The 26,465-nt window shown below is 72.2% G+C and carries 26 protein-coding genes and 1 CRISPR repeat array; of the genes, 14 read left to right on the forward strand and 12 right to left on the reverse strand.

From position 1 onward, the window contains the following. Nucleotides 1-55: 55 nt before the first annotated feature. Nucleotides 56-1,051 (reverse strand): NADPH:quinone oxidoreductase family protein, encoded by a 996-nt coding sequence (locus AC529_RS03790; RefSeq protein ID WP_068753496.1) that lies wholly within the window; start codon nt 1,049-1,051, stop codon nt 56-58. 136 nt (nt 1,052-1,187) lie between these two features. Here AC529_RS03790 and AC529_RS03795 point away from each other — a divergent pair, with 136 nt between their 5' ends. Next, entirely contained in the window at nt 1,188-2,813 is a 1,626-nt protein-coding gene (locus AC529_RS03795; RefSeq protein WP_068753498.1) for a peptide chain release factor 3, read from the forward strand. A gap of 13 nt (nt 2,814-2,826) precedes the next feature. On the opposite strand, the gene AC529_RS03800 is transcribed toward AC529_RS03795, so the two are convergent. Further along, nucleotides 2,827-3,624 (reverse strand): dioxygenase family protein, encoded by a 798-nt coding sequence (locus AC529_RS03800; RefSeq protein ID WP_068753500.1) that lies wholly within the window; start codon nt 3,622-3,624, stop codon nt 2,827-2,829. Between the two features lie 166 nt (nt 3,625-3,790). Next, a complete protein-coding gene (locus AC529_RS03805; RefSeq protein WP_068754486.1) occupies nt 3,791-4,726 on the reverse strand; it encodes a S1C family serine protease in 936 nt (311 codons plus the stop codon). A gap of 159 nt (nt 4,727-4,885) precedes the next feature. On the opposite strand from AC529_RS03805, the gene AC529_RS03810 reads away from it, so the two are divergent. From AC529_RS03810 to AC529_RS03830, 5 genes are all read left to right on the forward strand, one after another. Then, the gene (locus AC529_RS03810; protein ID WP_068753502.1) at nt 4,886-5,788 is read left to right on the forward strand and encodes a universal stress protein; all 903 of its coding nucleotides are present in this window, start codon (nt 4,886-4,888) and stop codon (nt 5,786-5,788) included. A gap of 120 nt (nt 5,789-5,908) precedes the next feature. Continuing rightward, a complete protein-coding gene (locus AC529_RS03815; RefSeq protein WP_068753504.1) occupies nt 5,909-6,274 on the forward strand; it encodes a hypothetical protein in 366 nt (121 codons plus the stop codon). Then, nucleotides 6,267-6,716 (forward strand): hypothetical protein, encoded by a 450-nt coding sequence (locus AC529_RS03820; protein ID WP_068753506.1) that lies wholly within the window; start codon nt 6,267-6,269, stop codon nt 6,714-6,716. The genes AC529_RS03815 and AC529_RS03820 overlap by 8 nt, the downstream gene beginning before the upstream one ends. Nucleotides 6,717-6,726: 10 nt before the next feature. After that, the gene (locus tag AC529_RS03825; protein ID WP_068753509.1) at nt 6,727-7,584 is read left to right on the forward strand and encodes a sulfurtransferase; all 858 of its coding nucleotides are present in this window, start codon (nt 6,727-6,729) and stop codon (nt 7,582-7,584) included. Between the two features lie 184 nt (nt 7,585-7,768). Continuing rightward, the gene (locus AC529_RS03830; protein ID WP_068753510.1) at nt 7,769-9,421 is read left to right on the forward strand and encodes a trypsin-like peptidase domain-containing protein; all 1,653 of its coding nucleotides are present in this window, start codon (nt 7,769-7,771) and stop codon (nt 9,419-9,421) included. On the opposite strand, the gene AC529_RS03835 is transcribed toward AC529_RS03830, so the two are convergent. Next, nucleotides 9,323-10,414 (reverse strand): DMT family transporter, encoded by a 1,092-nt coding sequence (locus AC529_RS03835; RefSeq protein WP_198156279.1) that lies wholly within the window; start codon nt 10,412-10,414, stop codon nt 9,323-9,325. The two genes, AC529_RS03830 and AC529_RS03835, sit on opposite strands and share 99 nt — an antisense overlap. A gap of 248 nt (nt 10,415-10,662) precedes the next feature. Then, nucleotides 10,663-11,112, reverse strand: coding sequence for a MarR family winged helix-turn-helix transcriptional regulator (locus AC529_RS03840; RefSeq protein ID WP_068754488.1), 450 nt, complete (start codon nt 11,110-11,112; stop codon nt 10,663-10,665). Between the two features lie 126 nt (nt 11,113-11,238). Here AC529_RS03840 and AC529_RS03845 point away from each other — a divergent pair, with 126 nt between their 5' ends. From AC529_RS03845 to mnhG, 6 genes are read left to right on the forward strand one after another with little or no spacing between them, the layout of a single operon-like run. Next, complete coding sequence (locus tag AC529_RS03845) at nt 11,239-14,178, forward strand: Na+/H+ antiporter subunit A (protein ID WP_068754490.1); 2,940 nt, start codon at nt 11,239-11,241, stop codon at nt 14,176-14,178. Continuing rightward, a complete protein-coding gene (locus AC529_RS03850; RefSeq protein WP_068753512.1) occupies nt 14,175-14,987 on the forward strand; it encodes a Na(+)/H(+) antiporter subunit C in 813 nt (270 codons plus the stop codon). The genes AC529_RS03845 and AC529_RS03850 overlap by 4 nt, the downstream gene beginning before the upstream one ends. Further along, nucleotides 14,988-16,619 carry a Na+/H+ antiporter subunit D gene (locus AC529_RS03855; protein ID WP_068753515.1) on the forward strand — a complete coding sequence of 544 codons (1,632 nt, stop codon included), beginning with the start codon at nt 14,988-14,990 and terminating at the stop codon, nt 16,617-16,619. It begins immediately after the preceding gene. Beyond that, nucleotides 16,616-17,188, forward strand: coding sequence for a Na+/H+ antiporter subunit E (locus tag AC529_RS03860; RefSeq protein WP_068753517.1), 573 nt, complete (start codon nt 16,616-16,618; stop codon nt 17,186-17,188). The genes AC529_RS03855 and AC529_RS03860 overlap by 4 nt, the downstream gene beginning before the upstream one ends. Continuing rightward, nucleotides 17,185-17,475, forward strand: a complete 291-nt coding sequence (locus AC529_RS03865) for a monovalent cation/H+ antiporter complex subunit F (protein WP_068753520.1) — start codon at nt 17,185-17,187, stop codon at nt 17,473-17,475. The genes AC529_RS03860 and AC529_RS03865 overlap by 4 nt, the downstream gene beginning before the upstream one ends. Next, nucleotides 17,472-17,819, forward strand: coding sequence for a monovalent cation/H(+) antiporter subunit G (gene mnhG / locus AC529_RS03870; protein WP_068753522.1), 348 nt, complete (start codon nt 17,472-17,474; stop codon nt 17,817-17,819). The genes AC529_RS03865 and mnhG overlap by 4 nt, the downstream gene beginning before the upstream one ends. A 1,109-nt stretch (nt 17,820-18,928) precedes the next feature. Beyond that, nucleotides 18,929-20,903: direct repeats of the CRISPR family, unit length 29 nt; unit sequence CGGACCATCCCCACGTGCGTGGGGAGCAC. Between the two features lie 595 nt (nt 20,904-21,498). On the opposite strand, the gene AC529_RS03875 is transcribed toward mnhG, so the two are convergent. The 6 genes from AC529_RS03875 to AC529_RS20755 all read right to left on the reverse strand — a co-directional run bounded on the left by AC529_RS03875 (nt 21,499) and on the right by AC529_RS20755 (nt 23,947). Further along, a complete protein-coding gene (locus AC529_RS03875) occupies nt 21,499-21,792 on the reverse strand; it encodes a hypothetical protein (protein ID WP_068753524.1) in 294 nt (97 codons plus the stop codon). Continuing rightward, on the reverse strand, nt 21,789-22,028 hold the full coding sequence (locus tag AC529_RS03880) for a hypothetical protein (RefSeq protein ID WP_157080038.1): 240 nt from the start codon (nt 22,026-22,028) through the stop codon (nt 21,789-21,791). The genes AC529_RS03875 and AC529_RS03880 overlap by 4 nt, the downstream gene beginning before the upstream one ends. Nucleotides 22,029-22,195: 167 nt before the next feature. Continuing rightward, nucleotides 22,196-22,615 carry an ATP-binding protein gene (locus AC529_RS03885; protein WP_068753528.1) on the reverse strand — a complete coding sequence of 140 codons (420 nt, stop codon included), beginning with the start codon at nt 22,613-22,615 and terminating at the stop codon, nt 22,196-22,198. Then, on the reverse strand, nt 22,612-22,893 hold the full coding sequence (locus AC529_RS03890) for a hypothetical protein (RefSeq protein ID WP_068753530.1): 282 nt from the start codon (nt 22,891-22,893) through the stop codon (nt 22,612-22,614). The genes AC529_RS03885 and AC529_RS03890 overlap by 4 nt, the downstream gene beginning before the upstream one ends. Then, nucleotides 22,872-23,405 (reverse strand): hypothetical protein, encoded by a 534-nt coding sequence (locus AC529_RS20750; protein ID WP_232306558.1) that lies wholly within the window; start codon nt 23,403-23,405, stop codon nt 22,872-22,874. The genes AC529_RS03890 and AC529_RS20750 overlap by 22 nt, the downstream gene beginning before the upstream one ends. A gap of 17 nt (nt 23,406-23,422) precedes the next feature. Next, complete coding sequence (locus tag AC529_RS20755; protein ID WP_232306559.1) at nt 23,423-23,947, reverse strand: hypothetical protein; 525 nt, start codon at nt 23,945-23,947, stop codon at nt 23,423-23,425. A 6-nt stretch (nt 23,948-23,953) separates the two neighbouring features. Here AC529_RS20755 and AC529_RS03900 point away from each other — a divergent pair, with 6 nt between their 5' ends. Together AC529_RS03900 and AC529_RS20760 are read left to right on the forward strand one after the other, a co-directional pair. Then, nucleotides 23,954-24,661: a GntR family transcriptional regulator gene (locus AC529_RS03900; RefSeq protein WP_232306606.1), complete on the forward strand. Its 708-nt coding sequence runs from the start codon at nt 23,954-23,956 to the stop codon at nt 24,659-24,661. A 51-nt stretch (nt 24,662-24,712) separates the two neighbouring features. Continuing rightward, nucleotides 24,713-24,973, forward strand: a complete 261-nt coding sequence (locus AC529_RS20760; protein WP_083947902.1) for a DUF397 domain-containing protein — start codon at nt 24,713-24,715, stop codon at nt 24,971-24,973. 713 nt (nt 24,974-25,686) lie between these two features. Here the strand turns inward: AC529_RS20760 and AC529_RS19395 are convergent. Beyond that, nucleotides 25,687-26,465 (reverse strand): HAMP domain-containing sensor histidine kinase (locus AC529_RS19395; protein ID WP_198156280.1); only part of this gene is annotated, 779 nt, incomplete at its 5' end.

Consider the following 26,465-nt stretch of genomic DNA (forward strand, 5'->3'; position numbering starts at 1 on the left):
CGCAGGTGGGTGGTGGGTCCCGGCGCCGGGGCGCCGCGCCTGCCGGGGGCGCCGGTCAGCGGTCCGCGTGCGGCACGGCCACCAGACGCCCCACGGTGCTTCCGTCGGCGAGGCGCTGCACCCCGTCGGGCAGCTCCTCCAGGGCGAGGACCTCGCTGACCGCGGGCTTGACCAGGCCGCGGTCGGCCAGGGCGGTGAGCTCCTCGTGGCAGCGGGCCACCAGGGCGGGGTTGCGCTTGTTGTAGAGGCCCCAGTGCAGTCCGAGCAGCGAGTAGTTCTTGACCAGGGCGTGGTTGAGCCCCGGGGTGGGGATGGTGCCGCTGGCGAACCCGACGACGACGATGCGCCCCTCGAAGGCGATGCACTTGGTGGAGCGGGTGTAGGACTCGCCGCCCACGGGGTCGTAGACGACGTCGGCGCCGCGCCCGTCGGTGGCCTCCTTGACCACGGACACGAAGTCCTCGGTGTGCCGGTCGACGACGATGTCGGCCCCGAGCGCGCGGGCGTACTCGGCCTTGGCCGCGCCTCCGACGACCCCGATCACCCGCGCGCCCGCGGCCTTGGCGAGCTGGACCGCGGCGCTGCCGACCCCGCCCGCGGCGGCGTGCACCAGGACGGTCTCGCCCTCCCGCAGCCCGGCGCGGCGGTGCAGCGCGAACCAGCCGGTCTGGTAGCCGATGAACAGCGCGGCGGCCTCGGTGTCGGTGAGGGCGGGCGGCGCGGGGAAGACGCGGCCGATCTCCATGGGCGCGTACTCGGCGAACGACCCCCGGGGCAGCACGGGTGAGCCGATGACCCGGTCGCCCTCGGCGACCGTCGTGACGCCCTCGCCCAGCGCGACGACCTCGCCGCACAGTTCCACGCCGGGGGTGAAAGGCAGCGGCGGCTTCTCCTGGTAGACGCCCCGGCACAGCAGCGCGTCGGGGAAGTTGACCGCCGTGGCGAGCACCCGGACCACGATCTGCCCGGGGGCGGGCTCGGGGACGGGCACCTCCTCCAGGCGCAGGACGTCCTTGGGTTCGCCCAGTTCGTGCACCCGCAGCGCTCTCACGGTTCTTCGCCTCCCACACCCGTAGATACCGACCGGTCGGTAGTGAGTGAAGCGCCTCCCGCCCGGTTTCGTCAAGGCGGGCCGCACCGGACCGGTGGGGTAGCCTCGCTCAGAAGCCCGACGAGGAGAGGATCCGGTGTCTGCCCCAACGCGTACCCCCACGGGAAGGAACGAGGTCACCAGTGAGGCGGCGCGGCGGCGCACGTTCGCGGTGATCTCGCACCCGGACGCCGGAAAGTCCACGCTGACCGAGGCGCTGGCGCTGCACGCGGCGGCGATCACCTCGGCGGGGGCGGTGCACGGCAAGGGCGACCGGCGGGGCGTGACCTCCGACTGGATGGAGATGGAGCAGGCCCGCGGGATCTCCATCACCTCCGCGGCGCTGCGCATCGAGTACCAGGACCGGGTGCTCAACCTGCTGGACACGCCCGGCCACGCCGACTTCTCCGAGGACACCTACCGGGTGCTGGCCGCGGTGGACTGCGCGGTGATGCTGCTGGACTCGGCCAAGGGCCTGGAGCCGCAGACGCTGAAGCTGTTCGACGTGGCGCGCGGCCGGGGCATCCCGGTGATCACGTTCGTCAACAAGTGGGACCGGCCCGGCCGGGAGCCGCTGGAGCTGCTGGACGAGATCGAGCAGCGCATCGGGCTGCGCCCCACGCCGCTGAACTGGCCGGTGGGCATCGCCGGGGACTTCCGCGGGCTGGTCGACCGCACCGCGGGCAACGCCTACACCAAGCTGCACCGCACCCCGGGCGGGGCCACGAAGGCCGTGGAGGAGCCCGTGGACGCCGCGCGGGCCGCCGAGATCGAGGGGGCGGCCTGGGAGCAGGCGATGGAGGAGCTGGCGCTGCTGGACGAGATCGGCGCCCACTACGACGCCGAGTCGTTCCTGGCGGGCAAGTCCTCCCCGGTGCTGTTCGGCGCGGCGCTGCCCAACTTCGGCGTCTCCCACCTGCTGCGCACCCTGATCACGCTGGCCCCCGCGCCGTCGGCCCGCGCCGACGCCTCGGGCACGCCGCGCCCGGTGGACGCGCCGTTCTCCGGGTTCGTGTTCAAGATGCAGGCCAACATGGACAAGGCCCACCGCGACCGGATGGCGTTCGTACGGGTGTGCTCGGGCCGCTTCGACCGGGGCATGGTGCTCACCCACGCCGCGTCGGGCCGCCCGTTCGCCACCAAGTACACCCAGGCGGTGTTCGGCGCGGAGCGCCACACCCTGGACACCGCCTACCCGGGCGACGTGATCGCGCTGGTCAACGCGCAGGCGCTGCGGGTCGGCGACACCCTGTACGACGGGCCGAAGGTGGAGTTCCCGCCGATCCCGAGCTTCGCGCCCGAGCACTTCGCGGTGGCCCGCGCCGTGGACTCGGGCCGCTACAAGCAGTTCCGCCGCGGCATCGAGCAGCTCGACAGCGAGGGCGTGGTCCAGGTGCTGGTCTCCGACGTGCGCGGCGAGCAGGCGCCGGTGCTGGCCGCCGTGGGACCGCTCCAGTTCGACGTGGTCCGGCACCGCATGGAGCACGAGTTCCGCGCCCCCGTGGAGCTGTCCCACCTCGACTACAGCGTGGCGCGGCGCACCGACGCCGCCTCCGCGCCCGTGCTGCACGGCCTGTCCGGCGCCGAGGTGCTCACCCGCCGCTCCGACGGGGAGCTGCTGGTGCTGGTGCACAACAAGTGGCGGCTCCGGGTGATCCAGCGCGACCACCCGGAGCTGCTCATGGAGCCCCTGCTCGCCGGGGGCATCGAGGAGGAGGGCTGACCGCGCCGGGCGGTCAGTCGAACTGGAAGGCGCGCTTGGCCAGGCCGTACCAGAAGCCGTCGATGACGCTGCGGGCGGTCTCGGTGGTGCCGCTGCCGGCGCCCAGGGCGACGAACAGCGGGGCCAGGTGTTCGCTGCGCGGGTGGGCGATCTCGGCGGCCGGAGCCTTGGTCCGCCAGTCCAGCAGGGCGTCGACGTCCCCGGCGTGGGCGGCCCGGCTGGCCCAGTCGTCGAACTCGGCCGACCAGGACGGCGGCGCGTAGTCGGGGCCGCGGCTCATGTCGACGCAGGACAGGTTGTGGGTGAGGAAGCCGCTGCCCATGACGAGCACGCCCGCCTCGCGCAGCGGGGCCAGGCGGCGGCCCAGCTCGTAGAGCCGACGGGGGTCGAGGGTGGGCAGGGAGATCTGCAACACCGGCACGTCGGCGTCCGGGTACATCTCCTTGAGCGGCACGTAGGCGCCGTGGTCGAGGCCGCGCGTGGGCGCCTCGGCGATGAGGACGCCGGCGCCGCTGAGCAGCTTGCGGACGTCCTCGGCGAGGTCGGGCGCCCCGGGGGCGGGGTAGGTGACCTGGTAGTAGCGCTCGGGGAAGCCCCAGAAGTCGTAGACCAGGGGGACCGTGGTGGTCGCGCCGATGGTGAGCGGGGCGGACTCCCAGTGCGCCGAGACGATGAGGACCGCCCTGGGGCGCGGCAGCTCGGCCGACCAGGCGGCGAGCTGGCCGCTCCACAGCGGGTCGTCGGCCAGCGGCGGGGCGCCGTGGCCGAAGTAGAGGACGGGGAGCTTCTCGGGGACGGGTGGGGTGCTCATGGCTGTCTCCTCGTGGTGGGCGCACCATAAGTCTATCCAGATAAAATCTTCCTTGGAAGATTTATGGGTGTGAGACGGCTCCGGTCCCCGGGCCGGTCCTCCCGGGCGTGCCGCGGCGGGACCGCCGCTGGGGCGGCCGGACCCCGCAGGCGCCGCGCCGACCGCCTCAGCGGGCGGCCAGCTCCTCCGGGACCGCCACCACGTCGACGAACGCGCCGCGGCGCAGCAGGGTGACGGGCAGCCGGGAGCCGATCGCCGACCCCAGCATGAGCCGTTGCAGGTCCTGGACCCCCTCCAGCTTCCGCCCCGCCGCGGAGACCAGGACGTCGCCCAGGTAGATCCCGGCGGTCCCGGCCGGACTGCCCGGCACCACCTCCACCACGCGCAGCCCCGTCCGCTGGCCCAGGCGCTCGGCGACCCCCGGCGGCAGCGGCACCGGCGCCCCCGCCACCCCCAGCCAGGCGCGGCGCACCCGCCCGGTGGCGGCGAGCTCCCCGACGATCCGCCGCGTCGTGGAGTTCACCGGAACGGCCAGGCCCAGCCCGTAGCCCGCCACCGCCGTGTTGATCCCCACCACGCGGCCGCGCCAGTCGGCCAGCGCCCCGCCGGAGCTGCCCGGGTTGAGCGCGGCGTCGGTCTGCACGACGTCGTCGATCAACCGGATGTGGCGCCCCTCCCGGGCGGGCAGCGCACGGCCGAGCGCGGAGACCACCCCGGCGGTCACCGATCCGGCCAGCCCCATCGGGTTGCCGACCGCGACGACGAGCTGCCCGATCCGCAGCCCGTCGGCGTCCCCCAGCTCCGCGACGGGCGGCCCCGTCTCCGCGCACCGCAGCACCGCCAGGTCGGACAGCGGGTCCGCGCCGACCACGTCGAACCGGGTCCACGAGCCGTCCTGGAACTCGGCGGTGCCGTGGTGGGCGCCCTCGACCACGTGCGCGCTGGTGAGCATCAGCCCGTCGGCGGTGAACAGCACCGCCGACCCGGCCCCCGCTCCCCGGGGCCCGCGCACCGACAGCGCGGCCACGCTCGGCCGGAGCCGCTGCGCGACGGAGGTCACGATCCTGCTGTAGGCATCCATGGCTTCGTGTTCGGCGTCCATGTGCACCACAACACGCCCGCCGCTCCGGGGATGCCGGTCCCGGCTCTGCCCACAGCGAAAGGGACCTTGTGCTCCCTCCCCGGAGCCGGACGGCCTCCCGTAAGGGCCCCTCCCCCGGGTAGGAGCCCGACAGGACACGGCGACAGCGAGGGGGAGACCATGGCACACCAGGAGCCGGGCTGGGTCGCGGTCGGAGTCGACGGCTCCGACTCCAGCCGGTACGCACTCGAATGGTCGGCGCAGGAGGCGCGGCTGCGCGGCCTGGGGCTGCGGATCGTCACCGCGGTGGAGATCCCCGACCCGCAGGACCCGTTCACCGGCGCGGTCACCCCCGTGGACGTCGAGGAGTCGCCCCTGTTCCGGGACGGCCAATCGCTCCTGGAGTACGCCGAGAAGTGGATCGGCCAGCTCTACCCGGAGCTGGAGACGCGGACCCGGCTGGTGCTGCGCCGCCCGGCCGAGGCGCTGCTGGAGACCGCCGAGGAGCCGGGGACCGCGGTGGTCGTCGTCGGTTCGCGGGGGCGCGGCTCCCTGATGTCGGCCTTCGCCGGATCGGTGGGCGTGGAGCTGGCCGCGCACTCGCCGGTGCCGGTGGTGGTGCTGCCCAAGCAGCACGAGACCGCGCCCGGGGCGCGGGAACGGGTCGTCCTCGGCGTGGACGGCTCGCCGGCCAGCCGCAACGCCGTCGGGTTCGCCTTCGCCGAGGCCGAGCGGCGCGGCACCACGCTGGTGGCGGTCTGCGCCTGGCAGCCCGTCACCGCCTTCGCCCTGACGATGGGGCCGCTGCCGCCCGAGGTGTTCGACGAGGAGCCGCTCGCCGCGGCCGCCCGGGAGACCGTGGAGGAGGCCCTGGCCGAGCACCGGGAGCGCCACCCCGGGGTGCCGGTCGACATCCGCACCGTGCGCGCCCACCCGGCCGCGGCCCTGCTGGAGGCCGCCACCCCGGCCGACCTGATCGTCGTGGGCTCCCGCGGCAGGGGCGGCTTCACCGGCCTGCTGCTCGGCTCGGTGAGCCAGTCGGTCCTGCACGGCGCCCGCGGCCCGGTCGCGGTGGTGCGCTGACCTCCGTCCGCCCAGGTCCCCCGCCCCCGCGCGGGGGACCCCCGCACCATGTACTACATTGCGTCGCAGTAGTAAGGCCCACCAGCGGGAAGGTGAACGGGACCATGGGCGGAGCCCGGCATGGTTGACGGCTGGACCACGGTCGTCCAAATGGCGTCGCTGGCGTTGGCGGTCTGGTGCGGGATCTCGGCCTTCCGGAACCGGCCGATGCTGGTGCCGCACCTGATCGGCATCGCGGTACTGGAAGTGCTGCTGCTGGTGCAGCTCGTGCTGTCGATCGTGCTGCTGGTGGAGGGGCCGCGGCCGCCCGACACCGTCACCTTCGTCAGCTACCTGGTCACCCTGGTGCTGGTCCCCCCGGCCTGCGCGGTGTGGGGGCTCATGGAACGCAGCAAGTGGGGCCCCGCCGTCATCGCCTTCGCCTGCCTCGTCATCCCGGTCCTGATGGTCCGGCTCGAACAGCTCTGGAACGCGTCCGTTGTCTGAGACCGAGAAGAACTCCCGCGCCGGCGGCCCCGGAAGACTGCTGGTCGCCGTCTACGCCCTGTTCGCGGTCGCCGCGACGGGGCGCTCCACCGTGCAGATCCTCACCCGCTTCGAGGAGGCCCCGCTCGCCTACGCGCTGTCGGCGCTGGCCGCCGTCGTCTACATCGTGGCGACCGTGGGGCTCGCCCGCGCCGGACGCACCTCCTACCGGGTCGCCGTCGCCTGCTGCTCCCTCGAACTCGTCGGCGTGGTCGCGGTCGGCCTGTTCACCCTGCTGGTCCCCCAGGCGTTCCCCGACGACACGGTCTGGTCGCTGTTCGGCAAGGGCTACGGGTTCGTGCCGCTCGTGCTGCCGGTCCTGGGGCTGCTGTGGCTGCGCCGGTCCCATCCGCGGGCGGCACGGTCCACGGAATCCGCGGGATCCCCGGCCGAGCGCGGATAGCCTGGGAGCCATGGCACGATCCGAGTCCGCTCCGTTCTCGTCCCTACCGGTCGCCGTCACCGCGGACTGGCTGCGCGCCCACGCGGACGAGGTCGTCGTCGCCGACGTCCGCTGGTACCTCGACGGGCGCTCCGGCCGCAAGGAGTACGCCGCCGGGCACCTGCCCGGAGCGGTGTTCGTGGACGTCGACTCCGACCTGGCCGCCCCGGCCGACCCCGCGGGCGGACGGCACCCGCTGCCCGACCCCGCCGACTTCGCCGCCGCACTGTCGCGGCTGGGCATCGGCGACGACACGGCGGTCGTGGCCTACGACGACACGGGCGGCTCCACCGCGGCGCGCCTGGTGTGGATGCTGCGCGTCCTGGGCTCCCCGGCGGCGCTGCTGGACGGCGGCATCCAGGCGTGGCCGGGACCGCTCGAACCGGGCGAGGTGCGTCCCAGCCCGCGGCCGCGCACCCCCGTGCCGTGGCCCGCCGACCGCATCGTGGACACCGCGACGGTCCGCGCGCAGCTCGGCGACCCGGACCGGCTGCTGTTGGACGCCCGCACCCCCGGCCGGTTCACCGGGGAGGCGCCCGCCCCGGTCGACCCGCGCCCCGGCCACATCCCGGGTGCGCGCAGCGCCGCCTGGCAGGACAACCTCGACGCACAGGGCCGCCTCGCCGCACCCGAGGCGCTGCGGGCCCGGTTCCGCGCGCTCGGCGCGGACACCGCCGCCAGCATCACCGTCTACTGCGGCTCCGGGGTGACCGCCTGCCACGACCTGCTGGCGCTGGAACACGCCGGTTTCGACGGCGCCCGGCTCTACCCGGGGTCGTGGAGCGCCTGGGGAGCCGACGAGTCCCTGCCCGCGCAGACCGGCGACTGACCAGGGCCGGACCCGCCGGGAGCACGGAGCGCGGCGGCCCGGAGGGGCCGCCGGAGCGGGCGGGACAGCAGCGCCCGTACCACCGCGGACCGCTCGAAACCGGGCTTTTCCGCTGTCTCACCGTGTTCTAACCCTGGACGCCGATTCTGGAGACACAGCAACAGATGTCCGGAAGGAAACTCGAATGAGCGCGATCGACCGCGGTAGCGGTTCTTCCATGGAAGAACCAGAGCGCCACGAGGGCACGTCGGCCGACGCCACCGACCGGGAGAACACCGTGGACGCCCGGGGGGAGGCGACGACCGGCCCCGCAGCCCGCAGCGAGGTCGAGTCCGCACCCGAGTCCGTCCCGCACGACGCGCCGTCCCCGGCCCCTGCCGCTCCCGGAAGCGAGTCCGCGTCCCAGGAGACGCCCGGGGCAGAGAGCGCCGAGGCGCCGCAGCAGCCCGCACCGCACCCGCAGGCTTTCTTCCCGCCGGGCCCCGGCACCCACCAGGGCGCTCCCGGGCAGCCCTTCCACGGCGCCCGGCCGCAGTACCCGGGACAGCCCGCACCCCCCACCGGGGCGTGGGTCCGCCAGCCCGCGTGGTTCGAACGGGCCGCCGCCCGCCCGGCCCAGCCCACCGGGGGCTTCCCGCCGCCGTCCCAGACCGGCGCGTTCCCGGCGTACGGCGGGGGATTCCCCCCGCCGCAGCCGCCGCACGGGTCCACCCCCGTGCCCGGGGCCGTCCCGCCCGCGGGGGAACCGCGGCGGCGCGGCCGGGTCGTGCTGGTCGCCGCCGCCACCGCGCTGCTCACCAGCCTGGTGGTCGGTCCGGCGGCGTCCGTCGCGACCGCCTACCTCCTCGACGACCGGTCCCCGGACGCCTCCGCCGCCCCGGCGGCCTCGGGCGACGTCACCAGGGTCGCGGACAAGGCCCTGCCGAGCGTGGTGTCCATCTCCACCGACGAGGGCGGCGGCAGCGGGTTCATCATCAGCGAGGACGGCCTGATCGTCACCAACAACCACGTCGTGGGCAACTCCCAGGAGCTGGTCGTGCTGTTCCACGACAACTCCCAGGCCCCCGCGGAGATCGTGGGCACCGACCCGGTGTCCGACCTGGCGGTGATCCAGGCCGAGGGCGTCTCCGGGCTCACCCCGGCGTCCCTCGGCGACTCCGACCACGTGAAGGTCGGCGACGAGGTGGTGGCCATCGGCTCGCCGCTGGGCCTGTCCGGCACCGTCACCTCCGGGGTGGTCAGCGCCCTGGAGCGGCCGGTCAACACGGGGATCAGCGGCCAGCAGCCCAACGACCCGTTCGCGCCGCCCGACCAGGACGAGCAGCCGCGGACCGCCACGTCCACGGTCATCGACGCGATCCAGACCGACGCGCCGATCAACCCGGGCAACTCCGGCGGCCCGCTGATGAACATGAACGGCGAGGTCATCGGGATCAACACGGCGATCGCGACGACGAGCAACAGCTTCACGGCGCAGTCCGGGTCCATCGGGCTCGGCTTCGCCATCCCGGTGAACCAGGCCAAGCCCATCATCGACGAGCTGACCACCACCGGTGAGGCCACCTACGCGGCGATCGAGGCGTCCGTCACCGTGGCCGACGACGGCCCCGGCGCGAAACTGGTGGAGGTGAACCAGGGCGGCGCGGCCGACAAGGCCGGGCTGCGCAGCGGCGACGTCATCGTCCGGGTCGGCGACCGCCTGGTGACCGATCCCGACGTGCTCATCGCCGAGATCCGCTCACACCGTCCCGGAGACACTGTCACCATCGCCTACGAGCGTGACGGCCGGTCCGCCGAGACCCAGGTCACCCTGGCCGCCCAGTCCCTCGGGAACTGACCGCCCCTCGGGGGTCCGCTCCGACGGCCGGGGAGTGCTCCCCGGCCGTTCGTCCGCGCGGCCCGTGTCGTCCGGCTCCGCACCGTCCGGCTCCGCGGCGGGCCGCGGGGTGCCGCCCGCGGGGCCGGACGCGGCCTGCGCCGCCGTCTTCTCCCGGGCCGCGGAGGTGCGGGCCAGCGTCACGGTGCCCCACACGATGACCAGGGTGCTCAGCGTCATCACGGCGACGGGGAGCGCCTGCGTGGGCAGCGACTCGTCCAGCAGGAGCGTGCCGATGAGCACCGCCATGAGGGGGTCGCTGATGAGCAGGGTGGCGTAGGCCAGGGCGAAGTGCTCGGTGCGGTAGGCGTTCTGCACCAGCAGCGCGCCGCACGCCCCGATGGCCAGCGCGACCGGGGTGAGCGGCTGGAACACCGCCACCGGGTCGTCGAGCACGGCCAGCCCGATGACCTTGACCAGGGCGGACAGCGTCGCGAAGCTGACCCCGCCCACCAGCGCGAGCGTCCAGGCGCGCAGCGCGCCGGGGAGGAAACGGGAGACCACCACTCCGATGACGATGACGGCGCCCGTGGCCGCGGCCAGGATCCACTCGGCCTGCGGGCGCGGCTCCACCGGTCCGGCGTGCCCGGACAGCATCGCCACCAGGACGATGAGGCCGAAGGTGACCGCGAGACAGCCCGCGACCTCCGTCCGGGTGAGCCGCCGCCGGTGCAGCACCGCCGAGACCACCACCGCGCAGAGCAGGCCGCTCACCCCGATGGGCTGGACGACCGTGAGCGGCGCCTGGGTCAGCGCCCAGCAGTGGGCGGCCAGCGCGGCGCCGCTGAGCGCGGTGCCCGCCAGCCACACGGGGCTGCGGACCAGGTAGCGCAGGAGCCGCACCTGGCCGCACTCCCGGGGCGGAGCGCTCAGCAGGATGCCCCGCTCCTGCACCGCTGCCCCGGCCGCAAAGGCGACCGCCCCCAGGACCGCGGCGATGATGGCCCCCGTCATGTACCAGCCCCCTGCCTGAACTCGGCGCACGACGGGCGACACTTCCGTTGGAGGGTGCCCGCGGTTACCACAGTCGATGCGCGACGTTTCCCACGACCGCCCCCGTGTCGGACGGGACTGAACCCATCAATCCGGAAAGGGGGGACAAAAGGAGGGTACTTGCCCTGGCAACCCAGGCGGCACCTCCGCCCCCGGGGTCCCGACCGCACCGCGGACCAGCGAAGACGCGGGTACGGGCAGTGCGCGGTTCACAGCCTCCCGACGAAGTCGCGCATGGTGTACAGCAGTTCGACCAGCACCGGACGCAGCCGCGGCTCCACCTGCTGGAAGAGGGTGCGCAGCCGCTCGTGGACGTGGGCCTGGTGCGTCTCCAGCGCGCGCCTGCCCTCCTCGGTGACGCTGACGAGCGTGGCGCGCTCGTCCACCTCCGAACGGCGGCGGCACACCAGCCCTTTCCGCTCCAACTGCTGGAGCATGCGGGTGGCCGCCGGAGAGGAGATGTCGGCCGCGTGCGCAATCTCACCCACCGTGGGGTGCTCCGCGGCCAGAGCGCTCTCCAGCAGCACGGCCTGGGCCAGGGTGAGGCCGTGCTCCACGCCGCTGAAACTGGCGCCGCGCCCCCGGGCACGGGCGACCGCCCTGATCAGTTCGCCCCAGGCGTGCGAAAACTCCGCGAACTCGGCGTCGCTGCGCTCCACCGCTCTGACCACCTCACTCGACGGCCACTCTTCAGCTTTAGTTAGCATAGACACTAAATAACCAAGGTACATAAGACGAGTGACAAACCGACCCGACCACTGTGAGGGGGGCGCATATTGATATGGCTGCTGATCGCGCACTTCGCCGCCGCGGTGCTGGCACCGGTACTGGTCCGGTGGTGGGGGCGTAACGCCTTCCTTGCCCTCGCCCTGGTCCCGGCGGTCACCACCGTCTGGACGCTGGCCCGCACGCCGGGAGTGATCGCGGGCCAACCGCTACAGCTCCTCGTCCCCTGGGCGCCCGAGTACCGCCTGGCCCTGGCCTTCCGCATGGACCCGCTGGGACTGGTCATGGCGCTCATCGCCGCGGGGATCGGCACTCTGGTCCTGGTCTACTGCGCCCGCTACTTCGACGACGACGAGCCGGGACTGGGCCGCTTCGCCGGGGTCCTCACCGGATTCGCGGGCGCGATGCTGGGCCTGGTGCTGGCCGACGACCTGATCCAGCTCTACCTGTACTGGGAGCTGACGACGGTCTTCTCCTACCTGCTGATCGGCCACTACACCGAACGGCGCGACAGCCGGCGCGCCGCCGCGATGGCGATCAACGTGACCACCCTGGGCGGCCTGGCGATGCTGGTCGGCCTGATCATGCTGGGCGAGGCCGCGGACACCTACCTGCTCTCCGAACTGCTGGCCGACCCGCCGCGCGGCACGGCCGTGTCGGTCGCGCTCGTACTGGTCCTCGTGGGCGCGCTCGCCAAGTCCGCGATCCTGCCGTTCAGCCTGTGGCTGCCCGCGGCCATGCAGGCGCCCACCCCGGTCAGCGCCTACCTGCACGCCGCGGCCATGGTCAAGGCCGGCGTGTACCTGATCGCCCGGTTCACCCCCGCCTTCGGGGACGTGGCGGTGTGGCGGTACACGGCACTCCTCCTCGGCACGGCCACGATGGTCGCCGCCGGGTGGAAAGCGCTGCGCCAGCACGACCTGAAACTGCTGCTGGCCTACGGAACGGTCAGCCAACTGGGCTTCCTCACCGCGGTCTTCGGCGTGGGCACCCGCGACGCCGCCCTGGCCGGACTGGCCATGCTGTGCGCGCACGCGCTGTTCAAAGCCCCCCTGTTCCTCGTGGTGGGGATCATCGACCACAGCACCGGCACCCGGGACCTGCGCGAACTGTCCGGCCTGCGCACCCGGATGCCCGTCGTGTTCTGGACGTCGGTGGCGGCGCTGGCGTCCATGGCGGGCCTGCCGCCGCTGGCCGGATTCGTCGCCAAGGAGTCGGTGTTCGAGGCGTTCCAGCACGCGGGCGGCCTCGTCACCGCGCTCTGCCTGGCCGGGGTGGTCGTCGGCTCCGTCTTCACCGTCGGCTACAGCCTGCGGTTCCTGTGGGGCGCCTTCCTCGACAAGCCCGACCTCTCCCCCACCCCGGTGCACGCCCCCGGCCCGCTGTTCGTCGCGCCCGCGGTGGTGCTGGCGGCTTTGGGCCTGGCGGGCGGCCTGGCCGCCGGACTCGCCGACCCGGTGCTGGCCGCCTACGCCGACACCGTGCCCGGCAACGCCGGACACCCCCCGGCCCACCTGGCGCTGTGGCACGGCTTCTCCCTGCCGCTGCTGCTGTCGGCGGTGTGCGTGGCGGGCGGTCTGCTCCTGTTCCGGTGGCGCAAGCGGGTGGCGTGGCTGGGCGCCCGGTTCGCCCTGCCCGACTCCGGCCGCATCTACCGGCGCATCGTCTACTCCGTCTCCAGCTTCGCCACCCAGGTCACCGGCCTCACCCAGCGCGGTTCGCTGCCGCTCTACCTCGGCACGATCCTGGTGTCGCTGCTCGTGGTCAGCACCGTCCCCACCGTGTGGGGACGACTGTGGACCCTGGACGCGCCGCCGGTGCGCTGGCTCGACTCCCCCGCCCAACTCATCCCGGCCACCATCGTCGTGCTGGCCGCACTGGGCGCGCTCGTGGTGCGCAGCCGCCTGTTCGCGGTGGTGCTGGTGGGCATGACCGGCTACGGCACCGCCACCCTGTTCGTGCTGTACGGCGCACCCGACCTGGCGCTCACCCAGTTCCTGGTGGAGACCGTCAGCCTGGTGGTGTTCGTGCTGGTGCTGCGCCGCCTGCCCGCCCGCTTCTCCACCCCGGTGCTGCGCAGCCGCCGCCTGATCAACCTCGGCATCGGCGCGGCCACCGGAGTCCTCGTCGCCGTCCTGGCCTACCTCACCCTGGCCGGGCGGCAGGCCGAGACGATCTCCGGCGACTTCCCCGCCGCGGCCGAAGAGGCGGGCGGCCACAACATCGTCAGCGTGCTGCTGGTGGACGTGCGCGCCTGGGACACCATGGGGGAGATCTCGGTGCTGGCGGCGGTCGCCGCGGGCGTGGCGAGCCTGCTGTTCGTGCGCCGACGCGCCCGCCTGCCCCACACCCGGGTGGAGAACTCCCAGATCGCGGTGCCGCTGCCGACGCCGCTGGCCCAGCAGGAGACCGAGTGGCGTCCCCTCCCGCTGCTCCACGCGGGCGACGTCCTCACCCTGCGCCTCGAGATCAAGCCGCTGTGGCTGCCCGGAGTGCTGTCGCTGGCCCAGGAGCGCCGCTCGGTGATCTTCGAGGTGGTGGCCCGGCTGCTGTTCCCGGTCAGCATCGTGGTCTCGGTCTTCCTGCTGCTCACCGGCCACACCCAGGTCGGCGGCGGCTTCGCGGGCGGCATCGTGGCCGGACTCGGCCTGATGGTGCGCTACCTGGCGGGCGGCCGCCACGAGCTGTACCTGGCGCTGCGGCTGCCCCCCGGCCTGCTGATCGGCCTGGGGCTGGCCCTCACCACCGGAACCGCGCTGGCCGGGGCGGTCTTCGGCTCCGAGATCCTCGCCGGAGGAGCCTTCGACCTGCACCTGCCCTTCCTGGAACCGCTGCACCTCACCTCGGCGCTGGCCTTCGACACGGGCGTCTACGTGCTGGTGATCGGCCTCATCCAGGACATCCTGTACAGCCTCGGCGCCGGAATCGACGAGCAGGCGGAGAAGGACAGCCGGACCGGCCAGGCCCCCCGGCGCGAGAGCGAGGAGGTGACCGCGTGAACGACACCCCCACGATCCTGCTCATCGTCGTGGTCGGGGTCCTGGTGGCCGCCGGGGTGACCCTCCTGCTGGAGCGGAGCCTCACCCGCATCCTGCTGGGGGTGATCCTGCTCGGCAACGGGGTCAACCTGATGATCCTGTCCACCAGCGGCACCCCGGGCGGCCCGCCGCTGCTCGGCCTCACCCCCGTCGGCGAGATGTCCGACCCGCTGCCCCAGGCGATGATCCTCACCGCGATCGTCATCACCCTGGGCGTCACCGCGTTCCTGCTGGCCATGGCCTACCGCAGTTGGCAGCTCCAGGGCCACGACGAGGTCCAGGACGACGCCGAGGACCGCAGGATCGCCACCGGCGGCGAGCGGCGCCGGATGCGCCAGTACATCCGCGCCCAGCGGCGGGCGCTGCGCCAGGCGATCCGGGCGCAGCGGTCGGAACTGGAGGCGCAGATCGACGCCCAGGACCAGTTGGAGGAGGCCGAACGCGCCGTGATCCGCGAGCAGATCGCCCAGGCCCGCCGCGACCTGGAGGAACGCCTGGAGGCCGCCTCCGACGACGAGACGCGCAGGCGCCTGCTGCACTCCCAGGCCGCGGACGTGCAGAGCACCGTCGAGGAGGCGCGCCGCCGGATGCTGCGGGCCCGCAGCGAGCTCGCCGAGCACCTGCGCGCCGACAAGGAGAAGGAACGGCGGCTGCGGCGGGAGCTGCGGCAGCGCATCCGCGCCCAGAAGCAGCAGTTGCGCGCCAGCATCCGCGCCGAACGGGAACGCCTGGCCCGAGCCGAGGACAGCGACATGCAGGGGGTGGACTAGATGGCGGACCTCCTTCCCTACCTGGTGCCGCTGCCGGTGGTGGTCCCGCTGTTCGCAGCCGGCCTGAAGTTCGCGATCGGGGTCCGCTCCCCGCTGCTCAACCAGTTGATCAGCGTGGTGGCCCTGGCCCTGGTGCTGGCCACCGGCGTGGCCCTGCTGTTCGGGGTGGCCGCCCACGGACCGCAGGTCGTGCAGGTGGGCGGCTGGGACTTCCCGATCGGCATCACCCTGGTCGCCGACCGGCTGTCGGCGCTGATGGTGACGGTCTCCTCGGCGATCACGCTGGGCGTGCTCGTGTACTCGATCGGCCAGGGAATCGCCGACCAGGAGGAGGCCACGCCGCTGGCGATCTTCTACCCCACGTTCCTCATCCTGGTGGCGGGCGTGTCCAACGCCTTCCTCACCGGGGACCTGTTCAACCTGTACGTGGGCTTCGAGATCCTGCTGACCTCCAGCTACGTGCTGATGACCCAGGGCGGCACGGTCGCGCGCATCCGCGCGGGCTCCACCTACGTGGTGGTGTCGCTGCTGTCGTCGGTGATCTTCCTGATCGCGATCGGCCTGATCTACGCGGCCGCCGGCACCGTCAACATGGCGCACCTGGCGGAGCGCCTGGCGGACCTGCCGGTGCAGCTCCAGCTCGTCCTCCAGGTGATGCTGCTGCTGGCCTTCGCGATCAAGGCCGCGGTGTTCCCGCTGTCGGCGTGGCTGCCCGACTCCTACCCCACCGCGCCCGCCCCGGTCACCGCCGTCTTCGCGGGCCTGCTCACCAAGGTCGGCGTGTACGCGATGATCCGCGCGCAGACGCTGCTGTTCCCCCGCAACGAGGCGGTGGACGTGCTGCTGCTGTGGACGGCGCTGGCCACCATGGTCATCGGCATCTTCGGCGCGATGGCCCAGACCGACATCAAGCGCATGCTCTCGTTCACCCTGGTCAGCCACATCGGCTACATGGTGTTCGGGATCGGGCTGGCCAGCGTGCACGGCATGTCCGGCGCGGTGTTCTACGTGGCCCACCACATCACCGTGCAGACCACCCTGTTCCTCGTCGCGGGCCTGGTGGAGCGGCGCAGCGGCAGCACGTCCCTGCACGACCTGAGCGGCCTGGCGAAGCTGTCGCCCGTGCTGGGCGTGCTGTTCTTCATCCCCGCGATGAACCTGGCGGGCATCCCGCCGCTGTCGGGCTTCCTCGGCAAGCTCGGCCTGATCCAGGCGGGCGTCCAGGACGGCTCGCCGCTGGCGTACCTGCTGGTGGCCGGGTCGGTGGTGACCAGCCTGCTGACGCTGTTCTCCATGGTGCGGCTGTGGAACTACGCTTTCTGGCGGGCCCCCGAGGAGGGCCGCCCGGTGGCGCTGGGCACCCTGCTGGAAAGCTCCGAGGACGAGTCGTCCGGCCCGGAGAGCGCGCCGATGGCGGTGGGCCGCGCGCCCACCGGGATCGGCGGCAAGGCCGTGATGACCTCCGACGTGTTCCCCCCGATGATGCTGGGCGCGACAGTGGCGCTGGTGCTGCTGGGCGTGGCATTCACGGTGTTCGCGGGACCGCTCGTCGGCTACAGCGAGGACACCGCGGTGGAGCTGCTGGCCCGCACCCCCTACCTGGAGGCCGTCGTCGGAGGAGGTGCCCGGTGAGCAATCCTGTCGCGCCCGAGCGTTCCTGGTCCAACGTCCGCATCGGACAGCGGATCGTCAACCTGCCCACGCTGCTCCTGCTCACCGTGGTGTGGACGATGCTGTTCGGCAGCCTCTCGCCGACCACCGTGCTGGGCGGGCTCCTGGTGGGCCTGGCGACCATGCTGGTGTTCCCGCTGCCGCCGGTGACCTGGGGGGTGCGGCTGCACCCGATAGGCCTGGCGGTGTTCCTCGGGCACTTCGTCGTGGACCTGGTGGTGGCCAGCGCCCGGGTGGTCGCGCAGAGCTTCGCCCGGCGCCCGCCGCGCAGCTCCGTCCTCGCCATCCCGCTGCGCACCCGGTCGGACCTGCTGCTCACGATCACCGCGGTGTGCGTGTCGGTCATCCCCGGCAGCGTGATCGTGGAGGTCCGCTCCGGCACGTTCACCCTGTTCGTGCACATGCTGGGCACCGACGTCGACGGCATCGAGGAGGCGCGGCGCAGCGTGTTCGCCCTGGAGGAGCGGGTGGTGCGGGCCTTCGGCACCCGCGCGGAGATCGAGCGGCTCGAGACGGGAGGCCAGACGTGATCTACCTGTGGATCGTGATCGGCGTGCTGCTGGGGGCGGCCTCGCTGCTCAGCATGGTCCGGCTCATGCTGGGGCCGACCATCCTGGACCGGGCGCTCTCCGTGGACGTGCTGCTCGCCTCGGCGATCGCGGGCATCGGCGCGTTCGCGGCCTTCCACCGCGACCCGACGGTGCTGCCGATCATGCTGGTGCTGGCGCTGCTGGGGTTCGTGAGTTCGGTCAGCGTCTCCCGGTTCGTCGCCAAACGGCACCGGGAGGCCGAGCAGGCGGAGAGGATCGAGCCGTGACGACCGTACAGGTACTGGACTGGATCTCGGTGGTCCTCCTGCTGCTGGGAGCCCTGCTGTCCTTCGCGGCCGGGGTGGGCCTGGTGCGCTTCCCCGACCTGCTGTCGCGGATGCACACCGCAGCCAAGCCGCAGATCATGGGCCTGGTGCTGATCCTCGCCGGGCTGGGACTGCGGCTGTTCCCCGACACGCACATGGGCATGCTGGTGCTGGTGCTGCTGTTCCAGATCCTCACCGTCCCCGTCGCCTCGCACATCGCCGGCCGCGTCTCCTACCGGACCGGCCGCATCCGCCGCGACCTGATCGCCGTGGACGAACTGGAAGAACAGATCGACCCCCGCTGACCCCGGCCCCGGCGCCGTCGGCCCACCCGGCCCCGGCGCCGGGGCCGGGCTTCCGGGGACGGCCTGTCGCCCGGTAGCCCCTCGGGGAGTACGCACCGCGTGGTTGCCGCCCCTCGTAGGGGCGATGAGGACCTCCTCAGAGCGGCGGACAACCGCCCTCGTCACTACGTTGCTGCCCCTCGTAGGGGCGATGAGGACGCCCATCGGCATCGCCCCCGTCGCCGGGCACGTCCGGTTGCTGCCCCTCGTAGGGGCGATGAGGACGTCCCCAACTGGCGGTGGGGCATGCGCAGCACCAGGTTGCTGCCCCTCGTAGGGGCGATGAGGACATGGCCCTGTACAAACGGGCCGGCCTCGACATCGCGTTGCTGCCCCTCGTAGGGGCGATGAGGACCTGATGCGAGACGCCCGGGTCGCCACCTGGACACCCACGTTGCTGCCCCTCGTAGGGGCGATGAGGACCAACACAGGAGAGGTATCGCATGACCATTCTGCAGTTGCTGCCCCTCGTAGGGGCGATGAGGACGAGCAGATGTACGCCTACCCCGCCGTCACCAACGAGTTGCTGCCCCTCGTAGGGGCGATGAGGACCCCGCGGGGAGAACCCGGCGATGCGCGCCTGGTAGTTGCTGCCCCTCGTAGGGGCGATGAGGACCCTGACCGTCGTCGACTGCAACCGGGAGGGCACCTAGTTGCTGCCCCTCGTAGGGGCGATGAGGACCGGCCCAGAGGGGCCGGTGGTGTGGGTGTCGGCGACGTTGCTGCCCCTCGTAGGGGCGATGAGGACTTGGGGTTGTCGGCGTTGTAGACGCTGCTGCCGAGTTGCTGCCCCTCGTAGGGGCGATGAGGACCCGAGAGTAAAGTCGCTGGCCACGCCCCACCCCGGGGGCCGGTTCCGGCGGCTTTTTCAGCGAACCTCCGGTAGTGCACCAGACCCCGGCGTGTCGCTGAAAACCAGGGGGCGTCCGACCTGTTCACAGGATGCCACCGAGGGCTAGTTGTCGATTCCCACCGTATGGCGGCGAAGCCTGCCACCGGGACGAAACGTTTAAACGATCCCATGGTTGCACCCGTGGTTGAGGAAGTCGCCTACGTCCGCGAGGTGATCGCGGACCATCCCCACGTGCGTGGGGAGCACTGCAAATGCTGGTCGGTGCCGCTGGCCGTGTACGGACCATCCCCACGTGCGTGGGGAGCACCCACATCCGCAACCAAGCCGTCGACCGCGGCACGGACCATCCCCACGTGCGTGGGGAGCACGTCGGCATCGCCGCGTCCAAAACGTGGTCGTCCGGACCATCCCCACGTGCGTGGGGAGCACGAGACCACGGTCGGCAGCGACCTCGAGTCCGGCGGACCATCCCCACGTGCGTGGGGAGCACGGGGGCTGCTCCCATTCCGGGTGGGAGCAGCCCGGACCATCCCCACGTGCGTGGGGAGCACACGGTCAAGTTGAACGACGCCGGCGGGCCGGACGGACCATCCCCACGTGCGTGGGGAGCACTCGCGAAGTACGTCGACGACACCTCGCGTGAGCGGACCATCCCCACGTGCGTGGGGAGCACTCGCGAAGTACGTCGACGACACCTCGCGTGAGCGGACCATCCCCACGTGCGTGGGGAGCACGGCTGTGCGCTCCTCATCGGTGAGGGCGGCGGCGGACCATCCCCACGTGCGTGGGGAGCACACCCTCGGCCTGGCCGAGGACGTCGCGTTCCTCGGACCATCCCCACGTGCGTGGGGAGCACCCCGTCCTGCAACCTGCGAAAAGGGGATAAGCCGGACCATCCCCACGTGCGTGGGGAGCACCAGGGAGGGCGAGTTTCCGGCGGATCCAAAACCGGACCATCCCCACGTGCGTGGGGAGCACTGACACCAGACCGGTTCCAGGCCGGGCGCGGCGGACCATCCCCACGTGCGTGGGGAGCACCGCAACCATTCGGAATTCATGACCCCAACCGCCGGACCATCCCCACGTGCGTGGGGAGCACTCGGTGACGGGGGCTCCGCTCTGTCCGACCCGCGGACCATCCCCACGTGCGTGGGGAGCACACGGGCTCCGGGGCGGGGGCGGGCTGCGGACCATCCCCACGTGCGTGGGGAGCACGTGGCCGCCACCGGTGCGGCGGCCACCCACCTCGGACCATCCCCACGTGCGTGGGGAGCACCACCGGCCGAACCGATTCGAGGTCGCCGCTGCCGGACCATCCCCACGTGCGTGGGGAGCACGGCGGCGATCTCGGCGAGCGGGAATGTACTCACGGACCATCCCCACGTGCGTGGGGAGCACCGTGAGCGGCCTCCTCATCGCGCCAGCCAACTCGGACCATCCCCACGTGCGTGGGGAGCACCTCGGCGCCGAGTTCGTCGACGCGGGCCTGGGCGGACCATCCCCACGTGCGTGGGGAGCACATCGGCGCACCCGCCGCACCGCCCAGCGAGTCCGGACCATCCCCACGTGCGTGGGGAGCACACCGCGACCGTGAAGTTGGCGGTGGACGGCGACGGACCATCCCCACGTGCGTGGGGAGCACGCTACGGTGGTCAGCCCCGCCGGGCTCCAGGTCGGACCATCCCCACGTGCGTGGGGAGCACCGGACGTCCGAATCGCCCCCCTGACTGCGTCCCGGACCATCCCCACGTGCGTGGGGAGCACGACGCGGTACTGGGCGCGCACCTGCTGCCGGTACGGACCATCCCCACGTGCGTGGGGAGCACGCCCCCGCCATGAGCACGCGCAGCGCGACCGATGGACCATCCCCACGTGCGTGGGGAGCACGCGTCATGCTCAGCTCACTCCGTCTTCGATCCCGGACCATCCCCACGTGCGTGGGGAGCACAGCGGCCCCCGTCCAGTGGTGGACGGGGGCCGCGGACCATCCCCACGTGCGTGGGGAGCACTTCCGCGTCGACTCCATCACCGACTGGACGGACGGACCATCCCCACGTGCGTGGGGAGCACCCACGCGGAATGTGGTGGACGTTGCGAACCCACGGACCATCCCCACGTGCGTGGGGAGCACCCGGACTGGTCGACGCGGTTGAAGTGATCGCTCGGACCATCCCCACGTGCGTGGGGAGCACAGAAACTGACCTGCGGCTTCTCGGCGCGTTATCTTGACGTGACCACCCTTGCGGGCAGGGTTCGCCCGTGCAGCCACCTTAGACCAATTGTGCGGAAGAGCACTGTTATTCGGGTTGCTCGGTTGAGTCCTGGATGCGCTGACAGGCCCCGGCCGGGGTGGCTGATGTGGGCGAGGAAGCCTCCAGTCTGTTTCGGCCGCGCCTCGCGGCCGAAGCAGAGGGAACAGTGAAGTGCCCCCACCAGCCTGGGCCGGGCCGCGAGGTTGCGGCACCGTTTCACCGTCTTCCATGGCCCTGGGGGCATAACAAGCATCTGTTCTGTCCCTGGGGCCATGATCGTCAAGGCCGTGCCGGTGGTCGTCCGTGGCGTCCGGCGACAGGAGGGCTTCCAGCCGGTTCCGCGGTCCAGCGGGCAGGACACGAGCAGCCTGTGGGACTGCGGGGGCGTTACCGACGGCTGGGGTGCTTGCCCAGGTTTTCCCGAGTGAAGGAAAACCGCCCGGGCCGCTGGTAAAGTCCCAGGTCGCCAAGGGTGCTCCCCGCGCACGCGGGGGTGGTTTCCGTGGTCTGTTCTCGCCCGTGCGGTTGTCTGTGTTCAGGTGTGGGTGACGTGGGTGGGGTGGGCGATGGTGTTGCTGGAGAGTTTGAGCATGGGCGGCAGGCCAGGGGAGTCGGTGTAGCCGGTCACGGTGTGCAGGTTGCCCCCGAACCGCACCCGGGCACCGACCGGGTAGACCTTGCGCAGGGCGTCTTCTTCGCGGGTGCGGGTGATGGCGGCCAGGGTCTGGGCCAGGGCGTGGATCTGGGCGGGGGACAGTTCGGTCTTTCCGCGCCAGACCCGGTTTTCGCTGATGCGGTAGATGCGCGCCTGTTCGGACCGGCCGCTCACGGGGCCTCCTCCCCGGCATCGCCCTTCGGGTTGTCGTTGTGGCCGAGTAGTCCGGGGGCGGCGTAGATCCAGCGGTCTGCGGTCTGCTGCTGGTAGAGGCCGGAGGCTCCGCAGTGGGTGAGGAGCAGGAAGCGCTCATCGCCGTGGTGCTGGGCGAGGGTGTCCAGGTGGGTGCGGGTGACGGTGAGCCCGTCCAGAGGGCCGGCATACAGGGTCACGAAGTCGTCATCAGGCATGGAACACAGAACCTTTTCGACGTCGAATCGGGGTGGCCGGGGCCGGGGAAGGAGACGGCCCCGGCCACGCTTGCGGGGCTGACTGCTGCGGGCGTGGGCCGACCGCAGCGGGGCTGGGTCGTGCGGGATGCGGTCCGGGCGTGTGCGGCCTGCCCGGGCGGGTTCGGTCAGGTTCTTGGGGTGGGCCAGCGGAGGAGGAAGTAGACGCCGTGGGCGTGGGGCAGGCTGCCCCAGCGGGTGGTGAGCTGGTCGACCAGGGCCAGGCCGCGCCCGCCCTCGGCCAGCCCGCCAAGGTCGGCCTGGAACACGTGCGGGGTGTCGTGCCGGTGCAGGAGGGCTCCGCTGTGCACCTTGCCCCGCACCCGGCACGGGGTGGTCTCCACGCGCACGCTGAAGGTGCCCCCGGAAGCCCTGGTGCGGGTGTGGCGTAGGGCGTTGGTGGCCAGCTCAGAGACGACCAGCTCCACCGCCTCGGTGATCTCGTTGGGCACCCCCACCGGGCAGGCGCGCAGGCAGGCTGTCACGAAATGCCGCGCCGCTCCCACACTGTGCGGGTGGCCGGGCAGGGTGGTGAACACAGTGCTCATCCCGCCTCCCCGGCCCGGTCTGGCGGCGTGGGCTGCCAGGGGCGGGTGCGCCGGTACAGGGCCACCGCCGACAGGGCCGCGCCCAGCAGGCTGTCCAGGTTGGCCAGGGCGGTGACCGTCGTGGACACGTCGCCTACGGGCAGGATGAGCCGGTCTGCTCCCAGCACCACCGCCAGGCCGCGGGGATGCTCCTCCACGTAGGCGCGCCCGTCGGCCAGCAGAGCAATCTGGTCAGCAGTGAGGGTGTAGTCGGCCATCACCACCCGCTCCCGTTCCACCGCTCCTGCGCGCTGTCGGTGCGCTGTCCCGCCGAACGGCCGCCCTCCAGAAGGTCTCCTCGCGGGTGCGGCTGCGGCGCTGCGGGGCGGGCTGCGGTGTCGTGGCCGGCGTGACGGCTGCTGTTTCGGCTGTTCCCGTAACCGTGGCCGTGGGGGAGGAAGTGCTGGCCGTAGTAGCCGCGCACGGGATGGGGGTGTTCGTAGGTGGCCAGGATGTGGTCGAGCAGGTCCACGTCGTCGGCGGCCACCGTGCTTCCGGTGACCCGGTTGCGCGCGGTGTAGGGGCAGGGCGACCCGTGGGTGTGGGTGACCTCCCACAGGGCCGAGTGGCGGCGGGCGCAGGCGGCGAACTCGGTGTAGTTCGGGATGCGCGGCGGGATGGCCCGCGCCTGCCGAGGCGGCGGTGCGGCGTGTCGCGGCCGGTGCACCACCGGCCGGCGGGATGGGCGAGGCGAGGTCGGGGGCCGGAAGGCCGCCAGCAGCAGCACGGTGAACAGAGTGAGCAGGTGCACGAGGCGATCCTTTGGTCTCAGTGGTGCGGTCGAGCGGGCCGTAGGGGAGCGGAGGTCGGGGCGAGTACGGCCCAGGTGGTGCAGTCGCCGGTCGCATGTCGGACGGAGCCGAGCGGGTCGGGTGTGTCGGTCTCGGCCCGGCGCTGTCTGGGCTTGGTGCCGCCTTGGTCGGTGACCGTTACGCACACCGGGTCCGACCCGGTGTGCGTAACGGTGATCAGACCGGTGGCGGAGCGGTACGCGGACACGGTCAGCTCGGACGCCACCAGCATTACGTCCTCGCTGTCCGGGTGACCGGCGAGGACGTCACGGACAACCGCACGCACCGCACGCGAAGCGGTCGCGGTGGCCGTCACCATGAGTGTCCGGTCCATGTCCTCCCAACCAGAAAGCTGAACGTACAGGTCTAGAATCTGTACGTTCAGCTTGTTTCGGCACGTGCAAGTTGTCAAGCTGTTTCGAAGAAGCCGCCGGAAAAAGCCCACTACCGCCGGAGTCCCCTGAGCCGCCCGACCTATCAGCGAATCGCTGATGAGCTGCAAAAACGCATTGTTACGGGCGTCTACCGGCCCGGTGACCGCCTTCCGTCGCGCCAGCGCCTGAGCGAGGAGTTCGGGGTGGGGCCGCGCGTGGCCGCGGACGCGATCGCGCACCTGGTCGCCCACGGCTACGTCGTCACCCGGACCGGTTCAGGGGCCTACGTCCGTTCCCGGCCTCCGGTACGCCGCCTGACCCGCTCCTGGTACCGCGAAAGCCGCGGCGGCTCCCCGTTCCGCGCGGACATGGCCGCGCAGGCGATTCGCGGCGGCTGGAGCTCGGAGTCGGAGATCTCCACCGCCTCGGCCGAAACCGCCGAACGGCTCGCGATAGCCCCCGGCGACGAGGTGATGCGCACCCGCTACGTGTTCACCGGCAACGACGAACCGGTCATGCTCTCCACAAGTTGGGAGCCCTTGGAGCTGACGCGCGGCACCGCAATCGTTCTGCCCGAGGACGGACCGCACGCCGGGCGCGGCGTGGTGGAGCGGATGGCGGTGATCGGCCAGCGCATCGTCCATGCCACCGAGATCGTGACCGCCCGGACCGCCACGGCTGAGGAGGCCGACCGGTTGGGACTGGGCCGGAGCGCGGTGGTGATGCTCATCCGCCGTACCTACTTCACTGCGGAACGCCCCGTGGAGACCGCCGACATCGTGGTCCCGCCCGACCGCTACGAACTGGCCTACACCATCCCGGTCAACCCAGACCCCGAGTAACCCACCGACCGCCCACCCCGTCCCTGGCGTCATGTCCAAGCCGCCCTCTCAGTGGACCTCCCGCCGTCTGATCGAGGACCTGACCAACTCCTAGAAGGCGAAGAGGCAGAGGCAGCCAGCGTTTCCCCACTCCGTTTCCACAAGTCCTCCTTGAGCAGCTCCCACGGCCAAAACTGCGTCGAGGTCGCCACCATCCCCGAAGAACCCGCCGCTGCAATGCGCGACTCCCAGAACCCCCACCTCGGCCACCTCGTCATCCCCGGCCGAGAGTGGGCCGCGTTCCTGGACGCGGTACGCACCAACGCCCTGTAGGCCACAGGACCACAAGCGAGGCCCCGACAGAATCCTGCCGGGGCCTCGTGTGCATCCGCCGTCACCATCACTTCTCGGACCATCCCGCACGAGTGGGGAGCACCCCCGGCGACCTGGGACTTCAGCAATGCCCCGGGCGGTTTCCCCGCACTCCCGAAACCCTGTGGAAGCACTTCCAGCCGTCGGGAAACGCCCTCGCAGTCCCACAGCTCGGCCTGGCCGCTCGTGTCCTGCCCGCTGCCCGAGATACCTGCTGGACCGCGGAACCGACCGGAAGCCCTCCTGCCGCCGGACGCCACGGACGCCCCCCCGGCACGACCTTGACGATCATGGTCCCAGGGACAGAACAGACGCTTGCTCTGCCCCCAGGGCCATGGAAGACGGCGACGCGGTGCCGCAACCGCACGGCCCGGCCAGGGCTGATGGAGGCACGTCACTGTTCCCTCTGCTCCTGCCGGAAGGCCCGGCAGCCCTGGGCGTCGCTCCGACACCTGAGGGATTGTCGGCTTCCCGTAGCGCTTCACCACCCGGAAACCCGCTTCTTTTTCGCGGCGCTTCGCTGCCCACTTTTCGCCCACTCTTCGCCCCCTCTTTGCCCCCTCTTCCTCGGTGTTCCGCCCTGGGGGCCGGTGGCCGGGGCGGCCTTCCGGGCGAAGCGGACGAGGGGCTCCCCCGCGCCGGACTGTCCACAGGCTGGGGAAAACTCCCCCGCCTCACTGGTCCGGCCGGGGCGCCCACTGTTGTTCTTCCGGGACCGTCGGCAGGCGCATGCCGATGACCGCGCCGCCGCCTTCCCGGTTGTAGGCGAAGACCGTCCCCCCGTGGGCCGCTGCGATGTCGTGGACCATGGACAGGCCCAGGCCGGAGCCGGGCAGGCCGCGGGCGGACGGGGAGCGGTAGAAGCGTTCGAAGATGTGCGCCAGCTCGGCCTCCGCGATGCCGGGGCCGCGGTCGCGGACCTCCACCACGCCGTCACGGATGTGGATCTCGATGGGGGCGGTGCCCTGCGGGTCGAACTTCGCGGCGTTCTCCACCGGGTTGGACAGGGCGCGCTCCAGCGCTCCCGGCCGTCCCATCACCGCGCTGCTGTCGGCGTCCACGACGATCTCGCGGCCGGTGCGGCGGCGGGCGCGCGCCGCGACCCGCTCGGCGACCTCGCGCAGCACCACCTCCTGCACGGGCTCGTCCTGGTAGGTCTCGGTGGCCAGGCCGACCAGCTCGTTGACCAGGTCGGTGAGCTCCCGGGTCTCCCCCTGGAGGTCGTCGACGAGCCGCCGCTGCGCCTCCGGGGAGAGCCGGTCGAACCGCTTCATCACGCTGACGTTGGTGCGCAGACTGGTCAGCGGGGTGCGCAGTTCGTGCGAGGCGTTCTGCACCAGCCGCCGCTGCTCCTCCTTGGCGGCGGCGAGGCGGCCCAGCATCTCGTTGAACGCGACGCCGAGGCGGCCCACCTCGTCCCGGCCGCCGTTGCCGCCGTCGGACACGGCCCGGT

The sequence above is a fragment of the Thermobifida cellulosilytica TB100 genome (assembly GCF_001517975.1).
In the GTDB taxonomy this organism is placed as follows: Bacteria; Actinomycetota; Actinomycetes; order Streptosporangiales; family Streptosporangiaceae; genus Thermobifida; species Thermobifida cellulosilytica.

Bases quoted from the DNA above. Each gene is read 5' to 3' on its own strand.
- AC529_RS03800 (WP_068753500.1), bottom strand. From the start codon at position 3,624: ATGAGCACCCCACCCGTCCCCGAGAAGCTCCCCGTCCTCTACTTCGGC.
- AC529_RS03805 (WP_068754486.1), bottom strand. From the start codon at position 4,726: ATGGACGCCGAACACGAAGCCATGGATGCCTACAGCAGGATCGTGACC.
- AC529_RS03810 (WP_068753502.1), top strand. From the start codon at position 4,886: ATGGCACACCAGGAGCCGGGCTGGGTCGCGGTCGGAGTCGACGGCTCC.
- AC529_RS03815 (WP_068753504.1), top strand. From the start codon at position 5,909: ATGGTTGACGGCTGGACCACGGTCGTCCAAATGGCGTCGCTGGCGTTG.
- AC529_RS03825 (WP_068753509.1), top strand. From the start codon at position 6,727: ATGGCACGATCCGAGTCCGCTCCGTTCTCGTCCCTACCGGTCGCCGTC.
- AC529_RS03830 (WP_068753510.1), top strand. From the start codon at position 7,769: ATGAGCGCGATCGACCGCGGTAGCGGTTCTTCCATGGAAGAACCAGAG.
- AC529_RS03835 (WP_198156279.1), bottom strand. From the start codon at position 10,414: ATGACGGGGGCCATCATCGCCGCGGTCCTGGGGGCGGTCGCCTTTGCG.
- AC529_RS03855 (WP_068753515.1), top strand. From the start codon at position 14,988: ATGGCGGACCTCCTTCCCTACCTGGTGCCGCTGCCGGTGGTGGTCCCG.
- AC529_RS03880 (WP_157080038.1), bottom strand. From the start codon at position 22,028: ATGCCTGATGACGACTTCGTGACCCTGTATGCCGGCCCTCTGGACGGG.
- AC529_RS03885 (WP_068753528.1), bottom strand. From the start codon at position 22,615: ATGAGCACTGTGTTCACCACCCTGCCCGGCCACCCGCACAGTGTGGGA.